Here is a 20,949-nt window from a genome sequence, read left to right on the forward strand (position 1 = left end):
CCATGATTAGTGTGAGCGGTAGCTCAAGTCTTTAGTACGCACGACAAGGCTATCCTCTTGTTCGCCGCTTGATGTTTTAGGCCGGGCGGCCGGTCAGTGCAAACGCGCGCGTCCGCTTGAGGAATTCGTTGAACTGCGTGGCATGCTCGGGGAAGCGCTCCTGGCCTTCGATGAAGATTGCCTCCGCCTCGTCAAGGTGCCCGAGCTTCATCAAGCATTCGCCTTTGCAGAAGAATGCCGACATCCCCTCGGGATTGATGTAAAGCGATTCATCCAGGTCGCGCAGCGCTTGCTGATGCAGGCCCAGTTCCATGAAAGCGAAGGCCCGCTGATCCAGCGCATCGGCGTAGGTGGGATAAAGCTCGATGGCCTTGCCATACTCGTTGATTGCCTCGATACGCCGGCCCTCGGCTGCATGTGTGCCGGCGCGCGTGTAATGCTCTTCGGCGCTGTGCATGATGGCGGCGGCATCCTGCCCCGTCAGCCGCACATAGCGTTCGAAATCCATGTATTTCAGGCCTTGCAGCTCGCGCGCCGTGGCGGCCTGATTACCGGCCAGCTCCCAGCCGTCCGCCAGCGAAGCAACGTCACGCTGCGCGTGTGCCATGCGTACGGCTGCCTGCACCAGCGAGTCAAGCGTCGGCTTCTTCGCGCTCGGCTCGTATGTCAGGTAGTGTGCCGTTGCGCCTTCGATTGCAAAGATCTTGAGGGCCGACCATGAGCCGCCATCGGCCATCGGCTGGACAAGCACGTCCCCCACCTTCACGAGAAGCTGCTCGCTGGGCTGGAAGTTTCGCACGGCCTTGGCCCGCGCTGCACCAAAGGAGGAGAAGAAGGAGGATAGCAATTTGAACATGCACGAAAGTGTACATGCAATTCCACCCCATGTGACCTGCCCATACGCGCGTTCCGGCGCGGCGCCAATCTGAATCGGCAAGCGCCAGAATTGAAAAAGCCCGCTTGCGCGGGCCTTGGGAAGCATTTACCGGTTGGCGTAATCCGCCAGTCGCGCGTCAATGCAAGGCTGCAATTCCGCCTGCGAGCTGACATTCATGCCCAGATCGTGCAGCAGGCCGTCCTTCAGGCCGTACACGAAACCGTGCACCGTCAGTTCCTGGCCGCGGTCCCAGGCGTCCTGCACGATGGTCGTCGAGCAGACGTTGGCCACCTGCTCCACCACGTTCAATTCGCACAGGCGCTCGCTCTGCTTGGCCACATCGGCCAGCGCGGAGCCCAGGTAGCGCTCGTGTTTCTGAGCGACGTCCTGCACATGGCGCAGCCAATTGTCCACCAGACCCACACGGCCGCCGGTCAGCGCGGTGTGCACGCCCTTGCAGCCGTAATGGCCGACGATGATCACGTGCTTCACCTTCAGCACTTCGGTGGCGAACTGCAGCACCGAGAGGGAATTCAGGTCCGAGTGCACCACCACATTGGCGATGTTACGGTGCACGAACACTTTGCCAGGCGGCAGGCCAAGCAGTTCGTTCGCCGGTACGCGCGAATCGGAGCAGCCGATCCACAGGTATTCCGGCCCCACCATCGACAGGTTGCGGAAGTAGTCCGGGTCGGCGGCAACTTTCGCCTCGGCCCATTTACGGTTGTTATCCAGCAGGTGCTTCAGTACATCATCGCTCATATCATTCACTCGAAGAAGTCTTTGACCTTGTCCATGAAGGACTTGGTCTGTGGGCTATGCTTCGCACCACCCTCGGTGGTGGAACGCTCGAATTCGCGCAGCAGATCCTTCTGCTTATCGGTCAGTTTGACCGGGGTCTCAACGGCGACATGGCAGAACAGGTCGCCCGGGTAACCGGAACGAACGCCCTTGATGCCCTTGCCCTTGAGGCGGAAGGTCTTGCCGGACTGCGTGCCTTCCGGCACGGTGAACGACACTTTACCATCCAGTGTCGGCACTTCGATTTCGCCGCCCAGCGCCGCCTTGGCGAAGCTGATCGGCATTTCGCAATGCAGGTCGTCGCCTTCGCGCTGGAACACCGGGTGCTGCTTGATGTGGATTTCCACATACAGATCGCCCGGCGGGCCGCCATTGGTGCCCGGCTCGCCGTTGCCGGTCGAGCGGATGCGCATGCCGTTGTCGATACCGACCGGGATCTTCACTTCCAGCGTCTTGTTGCGCTTGATGCGGCCCGCGCCGGAGCACGAGGTGCACGGCTCGGGAATGATCTTGCCGGTGCCGTGGCACTTGGGGCAGGTCTGCTGGATGCTGAAGAAGCCCTGCTGCATGCGAACCTGGCCGTGGCCGCCGCAAGTGCCGCAGGTGACCGGTGAGGTGCCCGGCTTGGCGCCCGAACCGTGGCAGGTGTCGCACTTGTCCCAGCTCGGCACGCGAATCGTGGTGTCGAAGCCGTGGGCGGCCTGCTCCAGGGTGATTTCCAGGTTGTAGCGCAGGTCGGCGCCGCGGTAAACCTGCGGGCCGGAAGAGCGGCCGCGACCGCCGCCGCCGAAAATGTCGCCGAAGATGTCGCCGAAGGCGTCGCCAAAGCCGCCGAAGCCGCCACCGCCGCCCGCCCCCATATTCGGGTCGACGCCGGCGTGACCATAACGGTCGTACGCTTCGCGCTTCTCCGGGTTGGTCAGCATCTCGTAGGCCTCTTTGACCTCCTTGAACTTTTCCTCAGCCTCTTTGTTATCCGGATTGCGGTCCGGATGATATTTCATCGCGAGTTTGCGATAGGCCTTCTTGATTTCGTCATCGGACGAGTTCTTAGCGACCCCGAGGATCTCGTAAAAATCACGCTTTGCCATGGTGTACCAATTTATGCGAAAAAGCCGAGCGAGCCCCTTTTGGATGCTCGGCTCGGCAGGTCAGTCGTTGACCGGGTGTGAAGCTTACTTGCTGTCTTTGACTTCCTTGAAGTCGGCGTCGACCACGTCGTCCTGGGCAGGCTTGGACTCGGCGTGGGCACCGGCGCCGGCGGCGCCTTCAGCACCGGCCGCGCCTTGCTGCGCCTGCATGTCAGCGTACATCTTTTCGCCCAGCTTCTGCGAAGCTTCGGACAGTGCTGCCACTTTGGCGTCGATCGCTGCCTTGTCGCCGTCCTTGATGGTGGCTTCCAGCGCGCTGATCGCAGCTTCGATCTTCTCTTTTTCGCCGCCTTCCAGCTTGTCGCCGTACTCGCCGAGGGATTTCTTGGTCGAGTGCACCAGCGCGTCGGCCTGGTTGCGGGATTCGGCCAGTTCCTTCAGCTTCTTGTCTTCTTCGGCGTTCAGCTCGGCGTCCTTCACCATCTTCTGGATTTCCTCTTCGGACAGGCCGGAGTTCGCCTTGATGGTGATCTTGTTTTCCTTGCCGGTGGCCTTGTCTTTCGCGCCCACGTGCAGGATGCCGTTGGCGTCGATGTCGAAGGTCACTTCGATCTGCGGGGTGCCGCGTGCTGCCGGCGGGATGCCTTCCAGGTTGAATTCGCCCAGGCCCTTGTTGCCCGCTGCGATTTCACGCTCGCCCTGGTATACCTTGATGGTCACGGCCGGCTGGTTGTCGTCGGCGGTGGAGAACACTTGCGAGAACTTGGTAGGAATCGTGGTGTTCTTGTGGATCATCTTGGTCATCACGCCGCCCAGGGTTTCGATACCCAGGGACAGCGGGGTCACGTCCAGCAGCAGCAGGTCTTTGCGGTCGCCCGACAGGACTGCGCCCTGGATCGCGGCGCCGACGGCCACGGCTTCGTCAGGGTTCACGTCCTTGCGTGGATCCTTGCCGAAGAACTCTTTCACTTTTTCCTGCACCTTAGGCATACGGGTCATGCCGCCGACCAGGATGATGTCGTCGATGTCGGACACTTTCACGCCAGCGTCCTTGATCGCGGTGCGGCAAGGCTCGATGGTGGCGGTGATCAGTTCCTCAACCAGGGACTCCAGCTTGGCGCGGGTCATCTTCAGGTTCAAGTGGACTGGCGCGCCGTTCGCCATGGCGATGTAAGGCTCGTTGATTTCGGTCTGCTGCGAGGAGGACAGTTCGATCTTCGCGCGCTCGGCCGAGGCCTTGATACGCTGCAGGGCGATTGGATCCTTCTTCAGATCCAGGCCGTTGATCTTCTTGAACTCTTCGATGATGTGGTCAATCACGCGCTGGTCGAAGTCTTCGCCGCCCAGGAAGGTGTCGCCGTTGGTCGACAGCACTTCGAACTGCTTCTCGCCGTCCACGTCGGCGATTTCGATGATCGACACGTCGAAGGTGCCGCCGCCCAGGTCATACACGGCGATCTTGCGGTCGCCCTTGTCGGTCTTGTCCAGGCCGAATGCCAGTGCGGCTGCGGTCGGTTCATTGATGATGCGCTTGACTTCCAGGCCGGCGATACGGCCGGCGTCCTTGGTTGCCTGGCGCTGCGAGTCGTTGAAGTAGGCTGGCACGGTGATGACCGCTTCGGTCACTTCTTCGCCCAGATAGTCTTCCGCGGTCTTCTTCATCTTGCGCAGCACTTCCGCCGAGATTTGCGGAGGCGCCAGCTTCTTGTCGCGCACACCAATCCAGGCGTCGCCGTTGTCGGCCTTCATGATTTCGTAAGGCATCAGGGAGATGTCCTTCTGGACTTCCTTCTCCTGGAACTTACGGCCGATCAGGCGCTTCACTGCGAACAGGGTGTTCTTCGGGTTAGTCACCGCCTGGCGCTTGGCAGGTGCGCCAACCAGGATTTCGCCGTCTTCTTGGTAGGCGATGATGGAAGGGGTGGTACGCGCGCCTTCCGCATTCTCGATGACCTTCGGCGCGCCATTTTCCATGATGGCAACGCAGGAGTTGGTGGTGCCCAGGTCAATACCGATAATTTTGCCCATGATTTGTTCTTCCTTGTGTACTAAGTTTAATTACTTCTTATATGTGGAATTTGTGTTTCTTTTCAAGTGCTTACTTTGGCTGGGCAGCCGTCACGATGGCGGGGCGCAGCAGGCGGTCCGCAATCATGTAACCCTTTTGCAGCACGGTGACCACAGTGTTCGCTTCCTGCTCGGCAGGCACCATGGCCACGGCCTGGTGTTTGTTCGGGTCCAGCTTTTCGCCGGCCGCCGGCATCACTTCCACCAGACGGTTGCGCTCGAAGGCGGAATTCAGCTGCTTCAGGGTCATTTCGACGCCTTCCTTCAGCGATTCCAAGGTCGGGTTTTCGACTTTCAGCGCCATTTCCAGGCTGTCTTTGACCGGCACCATGGCTTCGGCAAAGCTTTCAACGGCAAACTTGTGCGCCTTGGAGACGTCTTCCTGCGCCCGGCGGCGGATGTTCTCGCTCTCGGCCTTGGCACGCATGAAAGCGTCGTGCATTTCGGCCAGTTTCGCTTCGGTCGCGGACAGTTGCGCTTCCAGGTCGGTCATTGCGGGCGTTTCGGCTGGAGTCGATTGCTCTTCTGCCTGTTCCACTTCCGGGTTCTGGCTTGGCTGGTTTTCCTGGTCTTGCATCTAAAGACTCCTACAAATTCGTGTTTATTTAACATCAGTTGCTGAATGCACGAGCAAGAAATGGGGTTTAACCCTATCTTTTCAAGGGGCATTCTGCCCCTCTGTGCAAAGGCCCGGCGCACGCCGGCGGGACGCATGATGTAACGGCAGAGTTACAAATTTTACAAAGCTCGCAGATACGCACACCGGGGGTTTTGACTAAGATGAATCTATGCGGCGCCTGGACGCCGCGTCCCTCGGAGCGCATCATGAAGTTGCCCTTTATAACAGCATCGATCATCGCCTGGAGCTTTCTTGCCACCGCGGTGATCGTCTTCAGCGAACTCTTTCCCTAACCAGTTATTTTAGCAGGTTAGCACTCACCACCCGCAAGTGCTAACAACGCGCGCTGGCATTTAACTGCGCACTTTGCGCATGGACTTCCTGGTCGGCCAACCGATCATGTGTTGTTCGGCAACCTCAGTCAGGGCGGCGATCCACGCCGGGTGACTGTTCAGGCAGGGGATGTAATTGAACTCCTTGCCGCCGTTGGACAGGAAGTCGTGCTTCACTTCCATGGCGATTTCTTCCAGGGTTTCCAGACAATCGCTGGTGAAGCCGGGGCAGATCACGTCCAGCTTGCGCAGGCCGTCTTTCGCCAGTTGCGCCACAGTCGGGGCGGTGTAGGGTTGTAGCCACTCAGCCTTGCCGAAGCGCGACTGGAAAGTCACCAAGTACTCGTTTTCGTCGAGGCGCAGCCGCTCCGCCAGCAGGCGCGCGGTCCGCATGCACTCGCGCTGGTAGCTGTCGTCCAGGTCGATGGTGCGCTTGGGTACGCCATGGAAGCTCATCACCAGCTTGTCGCCGCGGCCATGCGTCTGCCAATGGGCCAGGACGGTTTTCCTCAGCGCGTCTACATACCCTTCATGATCATGGTAATCGCGCACGAAACGCAGTTCGGGCTGGTTGCGCACGGTCTTGTAATGGTCGAAGACGGCGTCGTTGACCGAGGCCGTGGTGGTGCCGGAGTATTGCGGGTAGGCGGGCAGGATCAGGATGCGGTCGTGGCCCTGGGCTTTCAGCTTGCCCAGCACTTCCGGCAGGGACGGGGAGCCGTAGCGCATGGCCATGGCCACCGTGACATCGTCGTGGCCGCGCTCGCCGAGCAGACCGCGCAGCAGCTTGGCTTGCGCCTGGGTGTTGCTCTTCAGGGGCGAGCCGTCGCTGGTCCAGATCGACGCGTATTTCGCCGCCGACTGCTTGGAGCGGAACGGCAGGATGATGCCATTCAGGATGAACCACCAGACCGCCTTCGGGATTTCGACCACGCGCGGGTCGGACAGGAATTCCTTCAGGTAGCGGCGGACGGCGCTGGGCGTCGGTTCGTCAGGGGTGCCGAGATTGACCAGGACCACCGCGGTTCTGGAAGGGGAGCCTGGCTGGTACGGAGGTTCTTTGGCGAACGGCATCTTGGATTCTGTTGTTTTTGTGGGCGCGTCATTATAAACCCGGTAGGACAGGGTCTGCCCCCTGGGTCGGAGCCCGGTTGAGCGGCTTCCTCACGAAGCCAGCAACTCGCGCGCATGCTTGCGCGTGGTGGCGGTGATTTCCAGCCCGCCCAGCATGCGCGCCACTTCTTCGATACGCGCTTTCTGGTCCAGCACTTCAATACGCGACGCGGTGCGGCCGTGTTCCGCCGGCCCCTTCGCCACCTGGAAATGCTGGTTGCCCTGGCTGGCGACCTGCGGCAAGTGCGTCACGCACAGCACCTGTCGCTCCTGTCCCAGGCGCTTCAGCAGGCGGCCCACCACTTCCGCTACGCCGCCGCCGATGCCGCTGTCGACCTCATCGAAGATCAGCGTCGGCACCGTCGTCGCATTCGACGTGATCACCGAAATCGCCAGCGAAATACGCGCGAGTTCGCCCCCGGAAGCCACTTTGGCAAGCGGACGAGGCGCCACCCCGGCATGGCCGGCCACCAGGAATTCCACCTGTTCGACGCCGTAAGCGGTCGGCTCGCACGGGCGCAGTGCAATCTCGAAGCGCCCGCCGGACATGCTCAACTCCTGCATCCCCTGCGTGACAGCAGCCGACAGCGCCTTGGATGCCGAAGCGCGCGTTTCAGACAGCTCGGACGCCAGCACCAGGTAAGCGGCCTTCAGCTTTTCCTCCTGCTTGCGCAAGCCTTCCAGGTCGGCGGCATCGGCCAACTGCGCCAGTTTCTCCGACAAGCGTTCGTGCTCGTCCGGCAATTCATCGGCCGGCACGCGGAACTTGCGCGAAGCGGAATGCAGCGCTTCCATGCGCGCATCCACTTGCCGCAGGCGCTCGGGATCAAGTTCCACGCGGTCCATGTAGTTATTCAGCGCGTACACCGATTCCTGCAGCTGGATACGCGCCGATTCGAGCATTTCGACAACCGGCTGCAGTTCCGCGTCGACCGACACGAGTTTGCCAAGCCGCGAACCGATGGTCGTGACTTGCGACAGCACCGGATGCTCTTCCGCCTCCGACAGCACACCCAGCGCTTCCTGCGCGCCTTCCAGCAGGCTGGCCGCATGCGACAGGCGCGAATGCTCATTGCCGATCTCCGCCCACTCGCCCTTTTTCGGCGCCAGCTTGTCAAGTTCAGCCACCTGCCATTCCAGCCGTTCGCGTTCGAACTGCAGATTGGCAGCATTGGCCTCGTATTCCTCCAGCTGCTTCGACAGCGCGCGCCAGGATCGGTAGGCGGCCGTCACTTCACGCACATTCGAACCGCACTGGCTGTCCAGCAGTTCGCGCTGGGATTCGGTTTTCAACAGCGACTGGTGCGCATGCTGGCCATGGATATCCACCAGCATATCGCCCAGCTCCCGCAGCTGCCCCGCCGTCGCGGCCACGCCGTTGATGTAGGCTTTTGAACGGCCGGCATTGTCGATCACACGGCGCAGCAAGGCGCCGCCCTCTTCCACCGCAAACTCGTTCGCCGCCAGCCAGGCCTGCGCTTGCGCAGTCGGCGCAAAGTCGGCGGTGATGTCGGCCTTGGCCGCGCCTTCGCGCACCATGCTGCCATCGCCCCGGCCACCCAGCGCCAGCGTCAGTGCATCAATCAGGATGGATTTACCGGCACCGGTTTCGCCGGTGAAGACTGTGAAGCCAGGGGAAAATTCCAGTTCAATCGAATCGACAATAACGAAATCGCGGATGGACAGGGTTCGAAGCATCAGATTTTGCCGTCAGTAGAGGGGTATTCGTTCCAGTGCAGCTTTTCGCGCAGGGTGTTGTAGTAGCTCCAGCCTTCCGGATGCAGGAAGGTGATGGTGTGCGGCGACAGACGGATATGGATCTGGTCGCCGTTCGCCAGACTGGCGAACGTCTGCATGTCAAAGTTGACCGTGGTGTCCTTGCCGCGCTTGATCTCGATCACGATCTCGCTGGAATCGGGCAGTACGATCGGGCGGTTGGACAGCGCGTGCGGTGCAATCGGCACCATGACGATGCCGCCCAGCGTCGGGTGCAGCAGCGGGCCGCCGGCCGACAGCGCATAGGCCGTGGAGCCGGTCGGGGTGGAGATGATCAGGCCGTCCGAACGCTGGTTGTACATGAACTGGTGATCGACGTCGACACTCAGCTCCACCATGCCGGCGCCGGCGCCGCGCGACACCACCACGTCGTTGACGGCGGTGCCGTAGAAGATCGCCTTTCCCTCGCGCATGACGCGCCCTTCCAGCAGGGTGCGGCGCTCGGCCTTGTGGGTGCCGCCCAGGATGCGGCCCAGCACGGGCAGCATGTCTTCCTGGCGGATGTCGGTCATGAAGCCGAGGCGGCCCTGGTTGATGCCGATCAGCGGCGTATCGTAGGAAGCCAGTTGGCGCGCAATGCCCAGCATGGTGCCGTCGCCGCCCATCACCACCACCGCGTCAGCGCGCTCGCCGATGCCCTGCACGCTCATGGAAGGGATGTCGGTGATACCAAGATGCTCGGCCGTATCCGTCTCCAGCACCACGCTGTAGCCGCCCTGCTTCAGGAATTCGATGACATCGCGCACCGGCTCCTCGATGCCGGTGGTATTGGCGCGAACAACCAGGGCTATCGTGTTGTACAACGGAGGCGTAACGGACATATCAATCTCGGTCAAAATATGGGGGTGGCAACACGCAGCAGAGTAACCCATAATGCTTGCTCATGCCATGCATTGCAACAATGGCCGATACGCTGAAAATACTGTACGTTTGCACAGTATATATCAAGGGAGACTGGAATGGCAAAAGCATTGGGCATTGGCGGGATCTTCTTCAAATCGAAGGATCCACAAGCGCTGATGGCCTGGTACCAGGCATGCCTGGGCTTGCCGGACGAATCCAAGGAGTACGCCTCGTTCGCGCCCGCCACGATGCCGAACAATGGCGCCACGTTATTCAGCCCGTTCAAGAGCACGACTTCCTATTTCGCCCCCTCCAAGCGCGAATTCATGATCAACCTTATCGTCGACGACCTGGACGGCGCGCTCAAGCAGATTGTCGACGGTGGCGGCACCCTGGTGGGTGATGTCCAATCCTTCGACTATGGCCGCTTCGGCTGGTTTATCGATCCGGACGGGAATAAGATCGAGTTGTGGCAGCCGATTGCTGCGGAGTAAGGAACTGGCCCAGCTGCAGGCGGACCACTTTTCGGCCGGATTCGGTCACCAGCTTGACGATTCCGAACTTCCTGAGCCGGGCAAAATCGCTTTCCACCACGCCTATGCAAGTTAGGATCACGTTACTGATCCGCCTCAACCCCAGGCCAGAAGCCACTTTCCTCATGGCAAGCATGTTGTACAATCCAAAGTCTTGGGAGATTGTCCGGCGGCACCATGGATTCCGTATCAGAAGAACAATTCGAGCTCAGCCAGTTGCGTCAGGCGGCCAAACGCCAGCTGCTTGGCACGGTGGCGCTGGGTGTCATGGCGGGCTTGCTGGCCTTTGTCGGCCAGAGTGCGCTGGCACAGTCGCGCCCCTTGCTGGAAACCTCGTTCGGCACCTGGCAATCCCTCTACACCCTGGTGCTGTGGGCGTTGGCGATTGCCTGGCTGGTCGCACTCGCCCAGCAAGCCATTCACTTCCAGAACATCAGCGAGCGCTTTGAATCGCAGCGCCGCCTCGACTCCGTGTATGCTGAACGCGCCGCCAAGGCGCAAGCGGCGGAAGATGCGCGCCAGCGCCAGCGCGCCGAATCCGAGGCCCGCCAGGCCGCGGAACGCACTCGGCGCCAAACCAGGAATACCCGCAGCACCAAGTTCGACTATTAACGTGCCCGAAAACAACTACGCTCCGCCGCGTACCGAATTCACCGCTGAACGCCCCAAACGCCCGGTTCCGGTTTATCTGGTGACCGCCTGGTGCACGCTGCAGGCCGTGCTCGTCCTCGTTCTCGTATGCAGCAGCTGGGACCGGTATTATTACCTCGTCGCCACAGGAAACCAGTCTCCCGCCGCCTTCATTGCCGGCCTGCTCTTCCCCCTGGTGCTGCTCCTCGCCGGACTGCTGCTCTTCTTCATGCGGAAAGCCGCAACATACGCGTTCGGCATTTACCTGGCCTCAGCCTGCTGGAAGCTTGTCGTCCTCACCAGCAATGCGCCGGAACTCCCGGTATTGGCGGTAACAGTGGCAATGACGCTCTATTGCATATGGCTGCACCGCCACGGCAAACTCACTTGAAACCGGTGCTCCTGCTCTTGCCCGGAATGGACGGGACGGGCGAGCTGTTTGCTCCCTTCGTCGCCGCGCTTGACGGCGAATTCGATGTGCGGATCGTGACCTATCCAGGCGAGCATTGCGGCGGATACACAGAGCTGGAGGCGATTGCCCGCGCAGCGGTCCCACTGGACCGGCCTTATGTTCTGCTGGGCGAGTCGTTCTCTGGACCGATCGCGATTGCAATCGCGGCAGCGGCGCCGGGCCAGTTGCGAGGGCTGATCTTGTGCAGCACCTTTGCCCGCAATCCAAGGCCTGCGCTGGCGGCCCTGAAGCCGCTGATTTCCTTCGCCCCCGTCAAAGCGCTTCCGGCGGGCATGCTGGTAGGGCCGGCAATGCGCGCCGCATTCAAACGCTCCCTACGCCAGGTGACAGCATCGGCCTTGCGCGCCAGGCTGCGTAACGTGTTGGCGGTCGATGCCTGCGACCTGCTCAAGGCCTGCGAGGCGCCGATCCTTTACCTGCAGGCGAAGCGCGACTGGCTGGTGCCGCGCGCCGCCGGGAACCTGATCGCACAAATCAAGCCCGCAACGAAGGTGGAAGTATTCGACACTTCACACTTCCTGCTGCAAATGGCGCCGCATCAGGCCGCCCGGGAAGTCGCGGCCTTTGTTCGGCTTAATGCGCTGAGATAATCCCCAGCGCCATGACGCCCAGGATTGCCACGCCGAGCGAAATGCCGTGCAGTACGCCCAGCAGGATCCAGCGCCAGAGCGTACCCCATTTGCCTTTCTGGTAGACCCTTTGCATGGCCCACGGCAGGTAGCCCGTCACCCAGCAGAAGGCGACGAATTTCACGAAGCCCTCCGGCAGGAACATGAAAATGCCCAGCATGATGAAGGCGAACGCATTGGTATGCAGAGCAAACAGCAGGTGCTCACCGTACTTCTTGCCGGTTCCCAGATAGAGCAGCTTGAGCCATAAGGCAAACAGCGGCATCAGCAGGAAGATCGCGTACGGCGCATATTTGTAGAAACCGGTTTGCAGCACAGCGCTCTTCTCGCGGTCCCCCATCTTGCTGAAGCGGTCGAAGGAATGGAAAACGCCGGGCGCTTCATGCTGCATCACTTCTTCCAGCTTGCTGTCGGCGGATGGCGGCGCTGCTTTTGCGGGCGCAGCCTGGTGCACGGCTGCCGGCGGCTCATGCGCCGAATCCAGCGTGACCACCTCCGCATCGCTGAACTTCAGCACGGCGAAGAAGATGATGCTGAGCGACAGGTACAGCCGCAGGGGCTCCACATAGCGCTTGCGGCGGCCCGCCAGGTATTCCGTGGTCAGCAGACCGGGACGGAACAGCAGCCGCGTGATGCTGCCCCACAAACGCCCTTCCAGCGCGACATAGTGGCCGATGAATTCGTGCAGGAACTCGCCCAAGCTGGGCGCATGCAGGCGGGTCTCCTGGCCGCACATATGGCAGAAATTGCCGGTCGTGGTGGCGCCGCAGTTGCGGCAGGTATGGTCGAGGGCATTAATCATTCTGCAATGCTACCGGTGGAATTGCTTCTATTCAAGCTGGCGACCGCTGGCGCGTGGCTTCGCTACCATGGATTCAGGAGGACGACACCATGGAACCGAACAGCAAGGACCGCAAGGTCAATACGCAAGCGCCCGTGGACCGCAGCGGCGGCAAGCGCCTGCCGCATGAGCGCGACGAGTCGCCGCAGGGTCAGTCGCAGCAGACGGCGCGCAGCGTGATCCGCCAGGCGGCCGAAGATATCGAGCAGGGGCTGGTCGACACCGACCTGCACGGCAAACCCGGCTTGCAAAAGCCGCATGCCGACGGCGAGTCGAAAGCCAATCCCCTGCCCGGCACCAAACGCGATTGAGGGCGTCATGCGCACCGCCCTTGTTTTCCTCGCGGCCGGCTTGTGCGCGGCCGCCGCGCTGGCGCAAAGCTACCCGCCCGGCTGGGGTCCCAATCCCGGCCTGCCGGAGCCAAACAAGAATTTGATTCCCACCATGAACGTGGCGCCGGTCGACCGCTGGAAAGGAGACGACAAGCCGGTCGCGGCATCCGGCTTCAGCGTCACAGCCTACGAGCGCAATCTGGACCACCCGCGCTGGCTGTACGTACTGCCGAACGGCGACGTGCTGGTCGCCGAAACCGCCGCGCCGCCCAAGCCGGAAGACGCCAAAGGCATCAAGGGCGCCATCATGAAACACGAAATGAAGAAGGCCGGTTCGGCCACCCCGTCTGCCAACCGCATCACACTGCTGCGCGATATCGATGAACACGGCGTGGCGCAAAAGCGCAGCACCTTCCTCAAGGATCTCAATTCCCCGTTCGGCATGGTGCTGGTGGATAAGGACCTCTACATTGCCAACACCGACGCCGTGGTGCGCTATCCCTACACCGAAGGCGCCACGTCGATCACGGCAGCCGGCATGAAGGTGCTGGACCTGCCGGGCGGCCCGATCAACCACCACTGGACCAAGAACATCACGGCCAGCCCCGATGGCCGCTTCCTGTACGTCACCGTGGGTTCGAACAGCAACGCGGCGGAAAACGGCATGGACAAGGAAGACGGCCGCGCCGCGATCTGGGAATACGAACGCACCACCGGCAAGTCGCGCCTGTACGCGACCGGCTTGCGCAACGCAAACGGAATGGCCTGGGAACCCAGGACCAAGGCGCTGTGGACCGTGGTGAATGAACGCGACGAGCTGGGCGACGACCTGGTGCCCGACTACCTGACCGCGGTCAAGGACGGCGCCTTCTATGGCTGGCCCTACAGCTACTACGGCCAGCGCGTCGACGCGCGCGTCAAGCCGCAGCGGCCCGACATGGTGGCGAAAGCCGTCATGCCCGATTACGGCCTGGGGGCGCATACGGCATCGTTGGGACTGGCCTTTTACGACGCCAAAGCCTTCCCGGCCAACTGGCAGGGCGGCGCCTTCATCGGCCAGCACGGGTCGTGGAACCGCAAGGAACTGAGCGGCTACAAAGTGGTCTTCGTGCCCTTCGCGGACGGGCGCCCGGCCGGCCCGCCGGTGGACTTCCTGTCCGGCTTCATCACGCGCGACGGCAAGGCCAAAGGGCGGCCGGTCGGCGTGGCGGTGGACAAGACCGGCGCCTTGCTCGTGGCCGACGACGTGGGCAATGTGGTGTGGCGTGTGGCGCCGGCGGCGCGCTGATACAATAAACCCATGCGTATCCTACACACGATGCTGCGGGTTGGTGACCTGCAGCGATCCATCGACTTCTACACCAAGGTGCTGGGCATGCAACTTTTGCGCACCAGCGACAATCCCGAATACAAATACACGCTGGCCTTCCTCGGCTACGGGCACAACCCGGAGCATGCGGAGCTGGAGCTGACGTACAACTACGGCGTCGACAAATACGAGATGGGCAATGCCTACGGCCATATCGCGATTTCGGCCGACGATATCGTCGCCGCCTGCACGGCGGTGCGCGCCAACGGCGGCAGCGTGACCCGCGAGCCGGGCCCGGTCAAGGGCGGCAGCACGGTCATCGCTTTTGTCACCGACCCGGACGGGTATAAGATTGAGCTGATCGAGCGCAGCTTCGACGGCCAGGGGGCTGGTCTGCGCTAAGGGAAGCCGGGAACGAACCGCCTCAATGAGTTCCCAGCTATCTGACGAGGATTTCCGGCCAGGCGCCATCGGCGCCTCGGCCGTGATCAGTGCTGCAGCAGGGCGTTGATCGGCTCCAGGTCCTCTTCCTTCAGCGAACCGGCCGCCGACTTCAGGCGCAGGCCATTCATGATGGTGTCGTAGCGCGCCTTCGACAGGTCCTTCTGGGTCGAGTACAGCTGGCGCTGCGCGTTCAGCACGTCGATATTGATACGTACGCCCACCTGGTAGCCCAGCTTGTTCGATTCCAGCGCGGACTTGGACGACACTTCCGCCGCTTCCAGCGCCTTGACCTGGGCCAGGCCGCTGTTCACGCCGAGGAAGGCCTGGCGCGCGGTTTGCGCGGCCTGGCGGCGCGAGGCCTCCAGGTCGGTGCGCGCCTTGTCTTCCAGCGCGATCGATTCGCGCACCTTGCTGGTGATGGCGAAGCCGTTGAAGATCGGAACGCTCCAGCTCAGGCCGATAGCATTGTTCTTGTTAATGCCGCCGTTGTTGGCGCCGGTGGCGGTAGCACGCGTCGAGTTGGCGACCAGGTCCAGCGTCGGCATATGGCCGGCGCGCTGGCGGCTGATTTCGCGCTTGGCGACTTCCACGTTCAGCTTCGCCCCGGTCACACCGTAGTTCTGTTCCTCGGCAGCCGACACCCACGGTTCCAGGGTCCCCGGTTGCGGGCTGGCGATGGTGACACCGGTGCGCAGCGGCGCCAGCGTGCCCGGCACATCGCCGATGATCTGTCGCAGCGCGGTGCGCTTCACTTCCAGGTCGTTCAGCGCGGCGAACTCCTGCGCCACCACCAGGTCGTATGCCGCTTGCGCTTCGTGCGTGTCGGTGATGGTCTGGGTGCCCACTTCAAAGTTGCGCTTGGCCGACGCCAGCTGTTCGGTGGTTGCGACTTTCTGCGCCTGGGTCGTGGTCAGGTTGTCCTGTGCCGTCAACACGTCGAAATAGGCTTGCGCTACGCGCAGGATCACGTCCTGCTGCGCCTGCGCAAACACGGCCTCCGAAGCGGCGGCGGACAGCTTGGCCTGCTGGTAGCCTTCCCAGTTGGCCCAACGGAACAGCGGCTGGGTCAATTGAACCTGCACCACGCCGTTGTAATAGTCCTTGTCCTTGTAGTTGACCTTGTCCAGCGCGCCTTCGCCATTGTTCTTCATCTGCTGGCCGCTGGCGGAGATGGTTGGCAGCAACCCTGCACGTCCCTGTACTGCTTTTTCCTGTCCGGCCACCAGTGCCGCACGGGCGCTGGAGTAGGTGGCGTCGTTGGCGAGCGCCTGTTTGTACACCTGGACCAGGTCAGCCGCCTGTGTATTCAGCGAGAACAGGGCGCTGGAAACCAGCACGGCGAGAAGGGGTTTCTGCATTTGCATCTCCGTTGGAGTCGTCAAAAAGGGTTAGTTTTCGGCCTAATATTTAGGCATCGAGCTGTCCACCTGCACAGCCCAGGCGTGAATCCCGCCTGTCAGATTGCTTACCTTGCTGAAACCGTGATGCTCAAGGAAGGCTGCCACATTGAGGCTGCGCGCCCCGTGGTGGCAGATGCAGACAATCTCCGCATCCTCGTCGAGATCGTCGATGCGGGCCGGAATGGTCTGCATCGGCATCAGGGTCGAGCCTGCGATATGGCAGGTCTCGAACTCCCAGTTCTCGCGCACGTCCAGCAGGAACGGCTTGGCGCGGCCTTCATCATTCAGCCAGCCAGCCAGTTCCGGTGCAGTAATGTGCTGCATGGCGTTCCCTTAGAAAGTGAACGCCGAAGGTTTCACCGCCAGGTCCAGCGGCTTGACATCGGTTTCAAACAGTTTGACGGTGTCGTAGCCGTGGTCGCCGGTGCGGGTAATGCGGTGCGCGGACATCACCGGCGATGCGCCGATGATGGCCATGATGCGGCCGCCTACCTTCACTTGCTGCAGCACCGCTTCTGGCAGTACCGGCAGCGAGCCGGAGAACACGATCACGTCGAACGGCGCGCCGTTGGACCAGCCCTGGGCGCCATTGCCCAGTTCCACGGTCGCATTGGCGATGCCGTTGTCCGCCAGGTTCTTGGCCGCCAGCGCTTTCAGTGCGGGCGCGATTTCGACGGCGGTCACGTGGCGTGCACGGTGGGCCAGCAGCGCGGCCAGGTAGCCGGTGCCCGCGCCGACCAGCAGCACGTTTTCATGTTTCTTGATCTGCGCATCCTGTACGATGCGCGCTTCCAGCTTCGGGGTCAGCATTTGCTCGCCACCCTCCAGCGGAATGAAAGTGTCGACAAAAGCCAGGTTCTTGTAGGCTTCTGGCACGAAATTCTCGCGTTTAACGACCAGCAACAGATCGAGGATGTCCGTATCCAGCACATCCCAAGGACGGATTTGCTGTTCGATCATATTGAAACGGGCTTGTTCGATATTCATCTTTGTTGACTCGGTGAGGGATAAATAATCCGTCATTTTATCGTTTGTCTGGTCAGGTGGGCATATTAACGATTAAGACAACGGATCGCGGGAAATTGCGACAGTCTGCAGATTTGGGGGGGTGAACGACAGAATTGAGCAATTCAAGCTTCACTTCTGCGGCGCCAGCCCCTGCTGCACCAGGCTGAGGAAGGTGTCCATGAAGGCGTCGGCATCGACGCCCTCGTGCGTCTCGCAGGGGAAGAAGCTGTGCTTCCACATCATCAGCGTCAGCACCGGGGCAATCAGGACATTGGTCATCATCACGGGATCAACCGGGCGGAACTCGCCGCGCGCCACGCCGCGTTCGAGGATGCGGGTCAGCAGCGCGCTGCCGCGTTCGATGACTTCTTCATTGTAGAACTGGGCCAGCTCGGGGAAATTGCCGGATTCGGCCATCATCAATTTGGTCAGGCCGGCGGCCTTGGTGGCGCCGACCTGGGTCCACCAGCGGCGCAGCATCTGGCGCAGCAGTTCGTCGCTGGGCATATCGCGCGCGGCGGCCGCGTCGTTTTCCGCCTGGCCGATGGTTTGCACGATGGTCTCGCGCACGACGGCTTTGAACAGTTCCTGCTTGTTTTCGAAATACAGGTAGAGCGTGCCCTTGGAGACGCCGGCGGCGCGCGCCACGTCTTCCAGGCGGGTGGCGGCAAATCCGCGATCGACAAACAGCTCCAGCGCGGAAGCCAGCAGTTCCTGCGGTCGCGCATCCTTGCGCCGTTCCCAGCGGGGCTTGGTATCAGTCGGGGCTTGCATGATCAAAATTGCGATTGGGTAACTTACTCACGAGTCAGTTATATTAGTTCTACGCCCCCCGCACGTCAAGCTGTAAGGCGGGCAACCTCAGGGTTCTGCTGCTCTTTTCGCCACGGCGTAGACCGCCTGCACCACCATCGCCATGCGCTTGTAATCGAGCTTGTCGAACGTATCGCCAGCCCCGTGATAGTTCGGATTGCGCATAAAGGCCGTATCGGTCACCATCAGGGCCGGATAACCCTGCGCCCAATAACTGCGATGGTCGGAAAAATCGACCCCTTGCACAGCGCCGGGCGCATTCAGGGAATAGACCGGCAAGTCCGATGCCCCGGACATTGCCGCCTTCACCGAACGGCTGACGCCAAAGTCGCCGAATTGCCCCACCAGCGCGATGAAATTGCCGCGATCCGGATAGCCCAGTTTCATCGGGGCCAGCGGGTAGGCCTGGCTCCCTGGGCGGTCGCTGAAGTAGCCGATCATCTCCAGCGACAGCATCAATTCCACATCGCGCCCCTCCGCTTTCAGCGCGCGGGCATGCCATACGCTGCCCATGTGGCGCGAGCGGAAATGCGGAGGCTCTTCCAGCGTATAGGCCACCAGTTCAACCGGGCGGGCGGGTGCGGACCGGCCCAGCAAGTGCGCCAGTTCCAGCACGCCGGCAATGCCGCTGGCATTGTCGTCGGCCCCCGGCGTGCCGCCGTAGCTGTCGTAATGCGCACCAATCACCAGCAGGCGGCCGCTTGCAGGACCGAAGCGGGCGACGACGTTCTTGAAGTGCGCTTCATCGACGACCACATCCTGGAAAGACACCAGCGCACCGGCCTCTTTGAATTGCTCGGCGATGTATGCCGCCGTACGCTTCAGATTTCCGGCTCGGTCGAATGAGCGCGGATACAAGTCGACACTCAGCTTCTTCACATGCGCTTCGAGCCTGGCCGGGGCGACTGGCGGCGGTGTCGAGGGAACGGGCGTCACCAGGGGTTGGCCGACCAAGGCAATCAATGTCAGCAGTCCGGTACCGATGACAGCCAGGGGGGCAAACAAGCGGCGATAGCTGATTTGGGGCGACTGCGTAAAGTCCATTCCTGCTCCTGTCACATTGAGGCGCCATTCTAGCAGTCGGCACTTGCACAACAATGTAGCCAGAAACACAACGACTGTTGTTATATGGATCCAACCGTTCGAAATAATTGGTAAATCGAAGAGATAAGGTATTTACTGGTAAGTACGCGTCAAAGAACGTGTCTGGGAGAGTAAAAATGCATAACAAGACAACTTTGCAAGTGCTTGCCGCCGCCTCCGGACTGGGGGATGAACGCATCCAGGAATTATGGGAAGGCGCCGATATGTATGCCCGCGCACAGGCGGGCAATCCGGACTCGCCGCGCTATGAGCAAGTCCTGCACGAGCGCATGGCTGCCATGGTCGAGCGCGAAGTCGCCAAGCGGCAGCCGGTGGCGGGCGAACCCTGGATGCTGGCCGACGCCCACCTGGGCCACATCGAGGTGTCCTTATCGGACGCCCTGAAAGCCTTCGGCAGCCGCTCCCGGCACGTCATGCATTAGCGTGGCAGCGCCGCCAGCACGGCCTGCCGCACGGCGGCGTTATCGCGGATATTGACCTGCAAGGGCACGTCCGGTTGCAGCACTTCGTTATTGCCGCGCAGGTCGTTACGCCAGACTTTCATCGGCAGCATCAGGTGGTTGCCGCTCGGCAGGCTAACGAAGGTGACATCGATATATGCGGTGTCGGCGCTGGTCGCCTGGCCCATGTGAATAGCGCCGGGCACGCTGCGCACAAGGTCGGCAAAGTTCAGGCAGGAACTGACGCAGTCCTCGTCCGTCACCAGGACCACGTTGCCGTTAAAGCGGCGCAGCTTGCCGTTGCGGGCGGCAATGTCGGCGCGCGACAAGCGAGGGCGGCCCGGCTGCTCGACCCATGGCTGGCCTGCCGCACGGGCCTGCAATAGCTTGTCGCGCACGGTTGCCGCGCGTTTGGCGTCGTCGCTGTCCGGGCCATAGGATGCCTTGAATTTTTCCAGCCGCTCTTCCATTCCCTTGATGGAAAGCTCGGACACGCGCCACTGGGCAAATGTGCGCGGAACCTGGTCCAGCTTGTCCTGCTCGAATTCCAGGCCGCCCGTGGCGGCATCGAATATGCGGACGCCGACGGCGCTGTTGCCGCCGCCGTTGCCGCGCGAATCGAACACAATGGTACGCACGCCTTCGAGTTGAGGGAGTTCCCGTACCATCCTGTCGAGCTGTTGACTCGCTTCATGGTCGGGATCGAAATTTCCGGCGCGGATCCATAGCACGCCATCCTGCAGCGAGTAGGTATTAAAGTGCTGCGGGCGCGGGCGCGATTTCATCATGGCGCGGAAGTCGGCCGCCTTCACTTCTTTATAGTGCTGTGCAAACTGGACCTCCCGGCCGTTCGCCGTGCGGAAGGTGCATCGCTTCATTTCCTCGCCCGGCATATCGAGTTGCGTGAAGATGGTCGCCAGGGCGTGATGTATACCGGGCAGGTCGCGGCCATCGTAATACTTGGCGACCTGGCGCAGGCGCTGCTCCGGCCGCAAACCGTCGCAGGCGAGCAGCTCGGCGCCGACCGGCGGCAATGGCTTGCCCCAATCGGGCATGACAGCGCCAACCCGGTAGGCGCTGTTCACATAATCCAGGCGCCAGCCCCCCATGGTCAAGGTGTCGTTGCCGATGTCGTCGGAGTAGGACAGGTGTCCGTCCTGGAAGCCGGCGGTATAGGTGCGCACTGCGGCCAGCATGCTCTCGTAACTGTTCACGCGCGGCAGCAGGGCGCGCGCCGCAGCGTATCCCTTGGCTTCCCATTCGAGGAAAGCGGGATTCTGCTCATCGATATAGCCCGGATGTCCGGCGCGGATGGCGGTACGGGCCGCTTCAAGGTCGGTGGCCGCCTTGGCGCTCCAGTCAGTGCCGGTGGCAGCGTGCGCCGCGTCTGCGGCAAACAGGGAAATAAGCAAGGCGATGGTTGTCTTTTTCATGAGGAGCATTATGCAAGTCAAGAGCCCGCCGAAGTTTATCTA

23 protein-coding genes are annotated in these 20,949 nt (G+C 61.6%); 8 read left to right on the forward strand and 15 right to left on the reverse strand.

Features of this window, described 5'->3' with window-relative positions:
- Window positions 1-76 precede the first annotated feature (76 nt).
- The 8 genes from H597_RS30465 to H597_RS0110620 form a co-directional block, all read right to left on the reverse strand.
- On the reverse strand, window positions 77-982 hold the full coding sequence (locus tag H597_RS30465) for a tetratricopeptide repeat protein (RefSeq protein ID WP_154668044.1): 906 nt from the start codon (window positions 980-982) through the stop codon (window positions 77-79).
- Window positions 983-1,639 (reverse strand): carbonic anhydrase, encoded by a 657-nt coding sequence (locus H597_RS0110585; RefSeq protein WP_028102116.1) that lies wholly within the window; start codon window positions 1,637-1,639, stop codon window positions 983-985. It lies immediately after the preceding gene.
- 5 nt (window positions 1,640-1,644) lie between these two features.
- Window positions 1,645-2,769 (reverse strand): molecular chaperone DnaJ, encoded by a 1,125-nt coding sequence (gene dnaJ, locus H597_RS0110590; protein ID WP_028102117.1) that lies wholly within the window; start codon window positions 2,767-2,769, stop codon window positions 1,645-1,647.
- 84 nt (window positions 2,770-2,853) lie between these two features.
- Window positions 2,854-4,797, reverse strand: a complete 1,944-nt coding sequence (gene dnaK, locus H597_RS0110595) for a molecular chaperone DnaK (protein ID WP_028102118.1) — start codon at window positions 4,795-4,797, stop codon at window positions 2,854-2,856.
- Window positions 4,798-4,867: 70 nt separating this feature from the next.
- On the reverse strand, window positions 4,868-5,413 hold the full coding sequence (grpE, locus tag H597_RS0110600) for a nucleotide exchange factor GrpE (protein ID WP_028102119.1): 546 nt from the start codon (window positions 5,411-5,413) through the stop codon (window positions 4,868-4,870).
- A gap of 395 nt (window positions 5,414-5,808) precedes the next feature.
- Window positions 5,809-6,861, reverse strand: a complete 1,053-nt coding sequence (hemH, locus tag H597_RS30470; protein WP_051293682.1) for a ferrochelatase — start codon at window positions 6,859-6,861, stop codon at window positions 5,809-5,811.
- Window positions 6,862-6,951: 90 nt separating this feature from the next.
- Window positions 6,952-8,598 (reverse strand): DNA repair protein RecN, encoded by a 1,647-nt coding sequence (gene recN / locus H597_RS0110615; RefSeq protein ID WP_028102120.1) that lies wholly within the window; start codon window positions 8,596-8,598, stop codon window positions 6,952-6,954.
- Window positions 8,598-9,497 carry an NAD kinase gene (locus H597_RS0110620; protein WP_028102121.1) on the reverse strand — a complete coding sequence of 300 codons (900 nt, stop codon included), beginning with the start codon at window positions 9,495-9,497 and terminating at the stop codon, window positions 8,598-8,600. The genes recN and H597_RS0110620 overlap by 1 nt, the downstream gene beginning before the upstream one ends.
- Before the next feature lie 138 nt (window positions 9,498-9,635).
- Between H597_RS0110620 and H597_RS0110625 the strand changes: the two genes are divergently transcribed.
- From H597_RS0110625 to H597_RS0110645, 4 genes are all read left to right on the forward strand, one after another.
- Window positions 9,636-10,013 carry a VOC family protein gene (locus H597_RS0110625; RefSeq protein ID WP_028102122.1) on the forward strand — a complete coding sequence of 126 codons (378 nt, stop codon included), beginning with the start codon at window positions 9,636-9,638 and terminating at the stop codon, window positions 10,011-10,013.
- 216 nt (window positions 10,014-10,229) lie between these two features.
- Window positions 10,230-10,664 carry a hypothetical protein gene (locus H597_RS0110635; RefSeq protein WP_154668045.1) on the forward strand — a complete coding sequence of 145 codons (435 nt, stop codon included), beginning with the start codon at window positions 10,230-10,232 and terminating at the stop codon, window positions 10,662-10,664.
- A 1-nt stretch (window position 10,665) separates the two neighbouring features.
- Window positions 10,666-11,073 carry an LPXTG cell wall anchor domain-containing protein gene (locus H597_RS0110640; protein WP_035373769.1) on the forward strand — a complete coding sequence of 136 codons (408 nt, stop codon included), beginning with the start codon at window positions 10,666-10,668 and terminating at the stop codon, window positions 11,071-11,073.
- Window positions 11,074-11,078: 5 nt separating this feature from the next.
- Window positions 11,079-11,744 (forward strand): alpha/beta fold hydrolase, encoded by a 666-nt coding sequence (locus H597_RS0110645; protein WP_229632144.1) that lies wholly within the window; start codon window positions 11,079-11,081, stop codon window positions 11,742-11,744.
- On the opposite strand, the gene H597_RS0110650 is transcribed toward H597_RS0110645, so the two are convergent.
- Entirely contained in the window at window positions 11,728-12,585 is an 858-nt protein-coding gene (locus tag H597_RS0110650) for a DUF3667 domain-containing protein (RefSeq protein ID WP_028102126.1), read from the reverse strand. The genes H597_RS0110645 and H597_RS0110650 overlap by 17 nt on opposite strands.
- Window positions 12,586-12,674: 89 nt before the next feature.
- Between H597_RS0110650 and H597_RS30475 the strand changes: the two genes are divergently transcribed.
- The 3 genes from H597_RS30475 to gloA are packed head-to-tail and all read left to right on the forward strand — an operon-like array spanning window position 12,675 to window position 14,667.
- Window positions 12,675-12,935 (forward strand): hypothetical protein, encoded by a 261-nt coding sequence (locus H597_RS30475; protein ID WP_035373771.1) that lies wholly within the window; start codon window positions 12,675-12,677, stop codon window positions 12,933-12,935.
- 7 nt (window positions 12,936-12,942) lie between these two features.
- Window positions 12,943-14,244, forward strand: coding sequence for a PQQ-dependent sugar dehydrogenase (locus H597_RS0110660; RefSeq protein WP_028102127.1), 1,302 nt, complete (start codon window positions 12,943-12,945; stop codon window positions 14,242-14,244).
- Between the two features lie 12 nt (window positions 14,245-14,256).
- Window positions 14,257-14,667: a lactoylglutathione lyase gene (gene gloA, locus H597_RS0110665; protein ID WP_028102128.1), complete on the forward strand. Its 411-nt coding sequence runs from the start codon at window positions 14,257-14,259 to the stop codon at window positions 14,665-14,667.
- Between the two features lie 86 nt (window positions 14,668-14,753).
- On the opposite strand, the gene H597_RS0110670 is transcribed toward gloA, so the two are convergent.
- The 5 genes from H597_RS0110670 to H597_RS30480 all read right to left on the reverse strand — a co-directional run bounded on the left by H597_RS0110670 (window position 14,754) and on the right by H597_RS30480 (window position 18,974).
- Entirely contained in the window at window positions 14,754-16,067 is a 1,314-nt protein-coding gene (locus H597_RS0110670) for a TolC family outer membrane protein (RefSeq protein WP_028102129.1), read from the reverse strand.
- A 42-nt stretch (window positions 16,068-16,109) separates the two neighbouring features.
- On the reverse strand, window positions 16,110-16,433 hold the full coding sequence (locus H597_RS0110675; RefSeq protein WP_028102130.1) for a rhodanese-like domain-containing protein: 324 nt from the start codon (window positions 16,431-16,433) through the stop codon (window positions 16,110-16,112).
- A 9-nt stretch (window positions 16,434-16,442) separates the two neighbouring features.
- Window positions 16,443-17,096, reverse strand: a complete 654-nt coding sequence (locus tag H597_RS0110680; RefSeq protein ID WP_028102131.1) for a protein-L-isoaspartate O-methyltransferase family protein — start codon at window positions 17,094-17,096, stop codon at window positions 16,443-16,445.
- A gap of 150 nt (window positions 17,097-17,246) precedes the next feature.
- On the reverse strand, window positions 17,247-17,891 hold the full coding sequence (locus tag H597_RS0110685; RefSeq protein WP_028102132.1) for a TetR/AcrR family transcriptional regulator: 645 nt from the start codon (window positions 17,889-17,891) through the stop codon (window positions 17,247-17,249).
- An 87-nt stretch (window positions 17,892-17,978) separates the two neighbouring features.
- On the reverse strand, window positions 17,979-18,974 hold the full coding sequence (locus tag H597_RS30480) for a M28 family peptidase (protein ID WP_051293684.1): 996 nt from the start codon (window positions 18,972-18,974) through the stop codon (window positions 17,979-17,981).
- Window positions 18,975-19,150: 176 nt separating this feature from the next.
- On the opposite strand from H597_RS30480, the gene H597_RS0110695 reads away from it, so the two are divergent.
- Window positions 19,151-19,456, forward strand: a complete 306-nt coding sequence (locus tag H597_RS0110695; protein WP_028102133.1) for a hypothetical protein — start codon at window positions 19,151-19,153, stop codon at window positions 19,454-19,456.
- Here the strand turns inward: H597_RS0110695 and H597_RS0110700 are convergent.
- A complete protein-coding gene (locus H597_RS0110700; RefSeq protein WP_028102134.1) occupies window positions 19,453-20,907 on the reverse strand; it encodes a S41 family peptidase in 1,455 nt (484 codons plus the stop codon). The genes H597_RS0110695 and H597_RS0110700 overlap by 4 nt on opposite strands.
- Window positions 20,908-20,949 lie beyond the last annotated feature (42 nt).

The organism is Pseudoduganella violaceinigra DSM 15887 (assembly GCF_000425385.1).
Classification (GTDB): Bacteria; Pseudomonadota; Gammaproteobacteria; order Burkholderiales; family Burkholderiaceae_D; genus Rugamonas; species Rugamonas violaceinigra.

Excerpts from the sequence above, each read along its gene's own strand:
- H597_RS30465 (WP_154668044.1), bottom strand. The coding sequence starts at position 982 with ATGCTTCCCAAGGCCCGCGCAAGCGGGCTTTTTCAATTCTGGCGCTTG.
- H597_RS0110585 (WP_028102116.1), bottom strand. The coding sequence starts at position 1,639 with ATGAGCGATGATGTACTGAAGCACCTGCTGGATAACAACCGTAAATGG.
- dnaJ (WP_028102117.1), bottom strand. The coding sequence starts at position 2,769 with ATGGCAAAGCGTGATTTTTACGAGATCCTCGGGGTCGCTAAGAACTCG.
- dnaK (WP_028102118.1), bottom strand. The coding sequence starts at position 4,797 with ATGGGCAAAATTATCGGTATTGACCTGGGCACCACCAACTCCTGCGTT.
- grpE (WP_028102119.1), bottom strand. The coding sequence starts at position 5,413 with ATGCAAGACCAGGAAAACCAGCCAAGCCAGAACCCGGAAGTGGAACAG.
- hemH (WP_051293682.1), bottom strand. The coding sequence starts at position 6,861 with ATGCCGTTCGCCAAAGAACCTCCGTACCAGCCAGGCTCCCCTTCCAGA.
- recN (WP_028102120.1), bottom strand. The coding sequence starts at position 8,598 with ATGCTTCGAACCCTGTCCATCCGCGATTTCGTTATTGTCGATTCGATT.
- H597_RS0110620 (WP_028102121.1), bottom strand. The coding sequence starts at position 9,497 with ATGTCCGTTACGCCTCCGTTGTACAACACGATAGCCCTGGTTGTTCGC.
- H597_RS0110625 (WP_028102122.1), top strand. The coding sequence starts at position 9,636 with ATGGCAAAAGCATTGGGCATTGGCGGGATCTTCTTCAAATCGAAGGAT.
- H597_RS0110635 (WP_154668045.1), top strand. The coding sequence starts at position 10,230 with ATGGATTCCGTATCAGAAGAACAATTCGAGCTCAGCCAGTTGCGTCAG.
- H597_RS0110650 (WP_028102126.1), bottom strand. The coding sequence starts at position 12,585 with ATGATTAATGCCCTCGACCATACCTGCCGCAACTGCGGCGCCACCACG.
- H597_RS30475 (WP_035373771.1), top strand. The coding sequence starts at position 12,675 with ATGGAACCGAACAGCAAGGACCGCAAGGTCAATACGCAAGCGCCCGTG.
- H597_RS0110660 (WP_028102127.1), top strand. The coding sequence starts at position 12,943 with ATGCGCACCGCCCTTGTTTTCCTCGCGGCCGGCTTGTGCGCGGCCGCC.
- gloA (WP_028102128.1), top strand. The coding sequence starts at position 14,257 with ATGCGTATCCTACACACGATGCTGCGGGTTGGTGACCTGCAGCGATCC.
- H597_RS0110670 (WP_028102129.1), bottom strand. The coding sequence starts at position 16,067 with ATGCAGAAACCCCTTCTCGCCGTGCTGGTTTCCAGCGCCCTGTTCTCG.
- H597_RS0110675 (WP_028102130.1), bottom strand. The coding sequence starts at position 16,433 with ATGCAGCACATTACTGCACCGGAACTGGCTGGCTGGCTGAATGATGAA.
- H597_RS0110680 (WP_028102131.1), bottom strand. The coding sequence starts at position 17,096 with ATGAATATCGAACAAGCCCGTTTCAATATGATCGAACAGCAAATCCGT.
- H597_RS0110685 (WP_028102132.1), bottom strand. The coding sequence starts at position 17,891 with ATGCAAGCCCCGACTGATACCAAGCCCCGCTGGGAACGGCGCAAGGAT.
- H597_RS30480 (WP_051293684.1), bottom strand. The coding sequence starts at position 18,974 with ATGGACTTTACGCAGTCGCCCCAAATCAGCTATCGCCGCTTGTTTGCC.
- H597_RS0110695 (WP_028102133.1), top strand. The coding sequence starts at position 19,151 with ATGCATAACAAGACAACTTTGCAAGTGCTTGCCGCCGCCTCCGGACTG.
- H597_RS0110700 (WP_028102134.1), bottom strand. The coding sequence starts at position 20,907 with ATGAAAAAGACAACCATCGCCTTGCTTATTTCCCTGTTTGCCGCAGAC.